The organism is Niveibacterium sp. COAC-50, assembly GCF_013184235.1.
Classification (GTDB): Bacteria; Pseudomonadota; Gammaproteobacteria; order Burkholderiales; family Rhodocyclaceae; genus Niveibacterium; species Niveibacterium microcysteis.
In genome coordinates, this window is sequence record NZ_JABCJM010000014.1 from 1 (window position 1) to 4,515 (window position 4,515).

Here is a 4,515-nt window from a genome sequence, read left to right on the forward strand (position 1 = left end):
TAGCGGCCGCGCAAACCTCAATGCAAATTAGCGCCGCACCTAACAAGTCCGTCAACGGGACGCCAAACTGCTGCGCAGTTTGGTCCCCTTCGCTGCGCTCCGGCGCCCGTTACGTCCAACGTTAGGCTGCAGCTTAGGGAGTTAGCTAGCGTGTTAGAAGATCTCTTTGCGGAAGTAGAAAAGCTCAGACTGGCTGGCGTTGTGGTGGATTTTAGGTGCAATGAACTAGACGGGGAAAAGCAATACTCTGTTATCGTTTTGCGACGAAAAACCAATTACGCATTCCGCGATTCGTCAAATAGTTTAGTTCCACTCCTCAGACGAGCAATATCCGACTATCACGCACACCACGGATCCTAGTTGTATAGCCATGAATGCATTCTCCGCCCCGAAGCCTAACAAGTCCGTCAACGGGACGCGCAAAATGCTGCGCATTTTGGTTCCCTCCGCTGCGCTCCGGCGCCCGTTACGTCCAACGTTAGCCACTCAAGTGATGAGCGATGAATAGGTCAGAACGTGCCAGTCAGATTTGGGCGGTGCTCGCGTGGGCTGCCACTCATAGGCAATCCATTACTTATGCGCAGTTGGCAAAGCTCATCGGTGTTCCTACTGCAGGGCTTGGGCAACTCCTCGAGCCAGTGCAGTCCTACTGCATTACTCAACAGCTTCCTCCGCTAACAGCCATCGTCGTTCAGCAAGGTAGCGGCCTTCCAGGCTCTGGCTTCACCGGTGCAACTGCGGAGCAATACGCACAGGCCATCGCCAAGGTCTTTTCGTACAACTGGCTAGAGCACGGAAATCCACAGCCCGAGCGTCTCGAGTCAGCCGTCGTCCAGCGCCCGTCAAATGGGTAGCGCCGTGGCTAACAAGTCCGTCAACGGGACGCCAAAATGCTGCGCATTTTTGTTCCCTTCGCTGCGCTCCGGCGCCCGTTACGTCCAACGTTAGCCAGCATGCGATTCGGCAACACCTCCACTTTCGCAATTGATTGCGTGCATGAAAACGTTCCAAACGAACGGGGGTGGGTCTTTGGTCGTATGTGCATTTGGGCGCGCGAGTTGCAACTAGGTGATTTCGAAGAGCCCTCGTGCATGCTTAATGTCACTGGCGGCCACCTTGAACGTGTGATGGGCAGGCTTCAGGCTTTGGACGAGCCATCATTCGAAGACCTTACGGATTCCCAGTTGTACGAGCTGCTCGATAGAGCCGTCTACCGCGATGACGACCGAACAGCCGGCCAAGTGGCCGCAGATTCGGAGCGGTACTTCAAGCATGACTTCCTAACAAATGGAGGCGAGTCGTTTGATCGATTCAAGTCTTTCATCGCCACGGCGAATGGTCGGGTTCGGATAGTTTTCGCGGAGTGCTCGTCAGGTCCGAATGGCGTGAGCGTGGACATGGCGGACTTTGTCTCTGCTGTCACCGCATTCCTTGGGTGGCTCAAGCAGGAGGCTCGGAATGTTGGCTAACCAGTCCGTCAACGGGACGCCAAAATGCTGCGCATTTTGGTTCCCTCCGCTGCGCTCCGGCGCTCGTTACGTCCAACGTTAGGTCTTACGCCGAAGGCGCCTATGGGTATAGATATCTACTGGGTATTCCAAGCCTGCAAAGACGATCAATGGGTCGATATTTCAAGCGAATATAACGGGGACCGTGACTACTATCTATACAACTGGATTGACACGGAACTGCAACCTCCCGCAAGTCGCCGAGGTTTCCCCCCGGACTTCTTGCTTGACGACGACGGCAATACCCACCCACTTGAGACTGCAGATCTACTACCTCCTTGCAAGAGGAAATATGTCTCTGGTGGCCAAGGGCTGTATCAATTTATGGGGTCTTGGGGCTATTCCTGGCTGTCGGGAGAGGAAATCTCTAGCGCTCCGATTCCGGTAAAACGTCTAGAGATTTGGTTGCCGATCGATGTTTATCGAGAGTGGGATGGACGCTCAAATCCGAAGCTGTGGCACGAACTACGCGACAACTGGCAAGAAGGGGAACATTCTGAGCGCTATGCCACCCCAGAAACGATAACAAACGAGACCTGGCGGGTTATTATCGAGTGGGACTATGACTTTAAAGAGCATTTCGAATATTTCGTTTGCGAGGTTCGCCGACTAATTGCAATACACGGGAAGATTCGATTCGTCTTTGGATTCGGCTAAGTGAATCGAGTCGCTACAATTCAACCATCTCCGAGCCTAACCAGTCAGTCAACCGGAAACCCAAACCGCTGCGCAGTTTGGGTTTCCTTCGCTGGCGCTCCGGTGCCGGTTACTTTCAACGTTAGCCCCCTCATGAAATCAACTGAGGTTTACGCGCTGCTAAAGTCAGAGTTGGGTCCGTGGTTCAAGGCGGCTGGGTTTAAGCGCGCCGACACCTTCTTAAGCTGGTCACGCCCGCACGGCAATTTACATATCACGGCGTGGTGCCAAGTTTCGCGCGACGGCTGGGACGAATATTCCGGCTCAAAGTTTGTCGTTGAGTTTCAGCTCGCGCCCGACCCCATTGTTGGCGCTAGCGCCACGCGCAGGCAGCGCCTTGCAAGGCTTCTTACCCCGGAACAAAGAGAGGCTGCTCGTCGAATAGAAAACGAAGTAATTGCCTCACTCAAAAGACCGCCCAAGACGCATCCCTCCCTACACGTTTCGCCGGAGGTGACGCGCTGGTACCTCGCCAAGTTCGATACCGTTTCCGCCCCGTATCCAGAAGGCCATGACATTTGGCTGCGCTACGCCAAGCCGGAGCACGTTTCAGGTTGGGCTCAGTTCATTCTTCCGCTTTTGCCGGGGTGCGTCAGTGCGGTTGAGGCCTGGGGCTAACACTGCAGTCAACCGGACACCCAAACTGCTGCGCAGTTTGGGTACCCTTCGCTGGCGCTCCGGTGCCGGTTACTTTCAACGTTAGGCATCGCGAAGACCGTGCACGCAGTCACCGAGCTTGAACGCGTCTTCCTGCCTTTATTGAATGAGGCGGCACGAGTGGCTGCGTCTGAGTACCCGAGGTTCAAATTCAACGTTGGGTCATCGTCAGTCGGTGGCCTCACTGAGTACAAGGGCCACAGCGTCTGGCTTGAGTGCACATTCCCGGACGCCGCGGACCATGAGGCGGACTCGGTAGCCATCTTGGTCGGAGTGAAGCACATCACCACGGAACCAAAGTTGTGTGAGGCTTCTGTCGAATGGGGCAATGGTCGGCACCCGGAGTACCTGCTCGAATTTCTCGAACATCCGGTGGCGCTTACGGAACAACGACTGCAGGAAACAACGATGCGCTTTCCCGAACTGCTCAGTGTCTTCATGAGTGCCCTTCACGCATGGGGCACGCGTGCCAGCAATGCCTAACCCTTCCATCGAGGTGACGTCCGCAAGCGGGCTTCGCCCGCTTGCGGACGCCCCTCATGTCAACCGTTAGGCACTCAAGCTAAATGGTGTACGAAACATACGTGCTTGCTGGAATATTCGTCGGGCTCCCATTGCTTGGCGCGGGCATGTCTGCCGCGAACGTTGCATTTCTTCCAGCACTCGAGTGGCCTTCCGTATTTGTGCTTGGCGCCTCTATCCTTCTTTACGGCGCCGGTGCAGCACTTTGGTGGGCACTCGATTCTCCCGCGGCGCGCTACTTGGGTACCTGGTGCCTTGTTGGCTTCTTGGCCGCAGCGTGGTCTGGCAATTGGTTCAGGGGCAGGAGCACGAAGAACCGCAAGCGCCGCGAAGCCGAACTGACTTCACCGCTAGGTCTAGCAGTCGTCGTCATACTTTATGTTTTCGGGTTCTGGGTCCGTGCCTAACAAGTCAGTCAACGGGACACCCAAACGCTGCGCGTTTGGGTTCCCTCGGCTGCGCCTCGGTGCCCGTTACTTCCAACGTTGGGCGTCATGAGTAGAGATTCCGAGGCAGTCGCAGCTATCGACGCAGCCTTCAGCTCGGTTAAACGTCCTGAGCACTTCACAAATTACGGACACTGCGAAGAATGCTTCGAGCATGATCAAACACTTCTCGCTAGAAGCCGCGAGGACCTGACGCTCGCACAACTTGGCATGCCGGGGTGGGATCCGGTCACTTTTTGCACCCCCACAGGGAAGGCATACTTGCTTCCCAGGTTGGTCCGTCTGGCGCTTGATGAGCCTGAAGAGCACTACGGTTGGTATGGCCCGCAGCTTCTAAACCACCTGTACGCGGCATACGAATGCAACGACCTGTGGCAGTTCTGTAGCTCCGGACAACGGGAAGCGGTTGCCTCTCTCTTGCTTCACATCATCAATACTCGGGCGGCACTCATCGACTCCTACTTTTGCGCCGATGAGTTTCTCCGTTGCCACGAACTGTGGGCGACGCCCAACAATTCGGTCCAGCGGACCGGCCCTAGCGGGCCGTCCGCTGACCTCCAACGTGTGCGCCGGGCATGGCGCGTTACTTCCTAGGTGCAAGTCCTAGGGCCAGGTTTTCGCAGAGCCGAAGGCAAGGAGAAGGGCAAGGGCGTCGTCGCGAGGCGGGGTCTGAAGGAAGCCCAATC

General features: G+C 56.1%; 4 protein-coding genes. All 4 read left to right on the forward strand.

What is annotated here, in order from left to right; translation table 11 throughout:
* The first annotated feature begins 890 nt into the window (after window positions 1-890).
* Window positions 891-1,469: a hypothetical protein gene (locus HH302_RS22165; RefSeq protein ID WP_172205392.1), complete on the forward strand. Its 579-nt coding sequence runs from the start codon at window positions 891-893 to the stop codon at window positions 1,467-1,469.
* Window positions 1,470-1,571: 102 nt separating this feature from the next.
* Window positions 1,572-2,165 (forward strand): hypothetical protein, encoded by a 594-nt coding sequence (locus HH302_RS22170; protein ID WP_172205394.1) that lies wholly within the window; start codon window positions 1,572-1,574, stop codon window positions 2,163-2,165.
* 132 nt (window positions 2,166-2,297) lie between these two features.
* Entirely contained in the window at window positions 2,298-2,822 is a 525-nt protein-coding gene (locus HH302_RS22175; RefSeq protein WP_172205396.1) for a hypothetical protein, read from the forward strand.
* Between the two features lie 339 nt (window positions 2,823-3,161).
* A complete protein-coding gene (locus tag HH302_RS22180) occupies window positions 3,162-3,344 on the forward strand; it encodes a hypothetical protein (protein WP_172205398.1) in 183 nt (60 codons plus the stop codon).
* Window positions 3,345-4,515: the final 1,171 nt, after the last annotated feature.

Bases quoted from the DNA above. Each gene is read 5' to 3' on its own strand.
- HH302_RS22165 (WP_172205392.1), top strand. From the start codon at position 891: ATGCTGCGCATTTTTGTTCCCTTCGCTGCGCTCCGGCGCCCGTTACGT.
- HH302_RS22175 (WP_172205396.1), top strand. From the start codon at position 2,298: ATGAAATCAACTGAGGTTTACGCGCTGCTAAAGTCAGAGTTGGGTCCG.
- HH302_RS22170 (WP_172205394.1), top strand. From the start codon at position 1,572: ATGGGTATAGATATCTACTGGGTATTCCAAGCCTGCAAAGACGATCAA.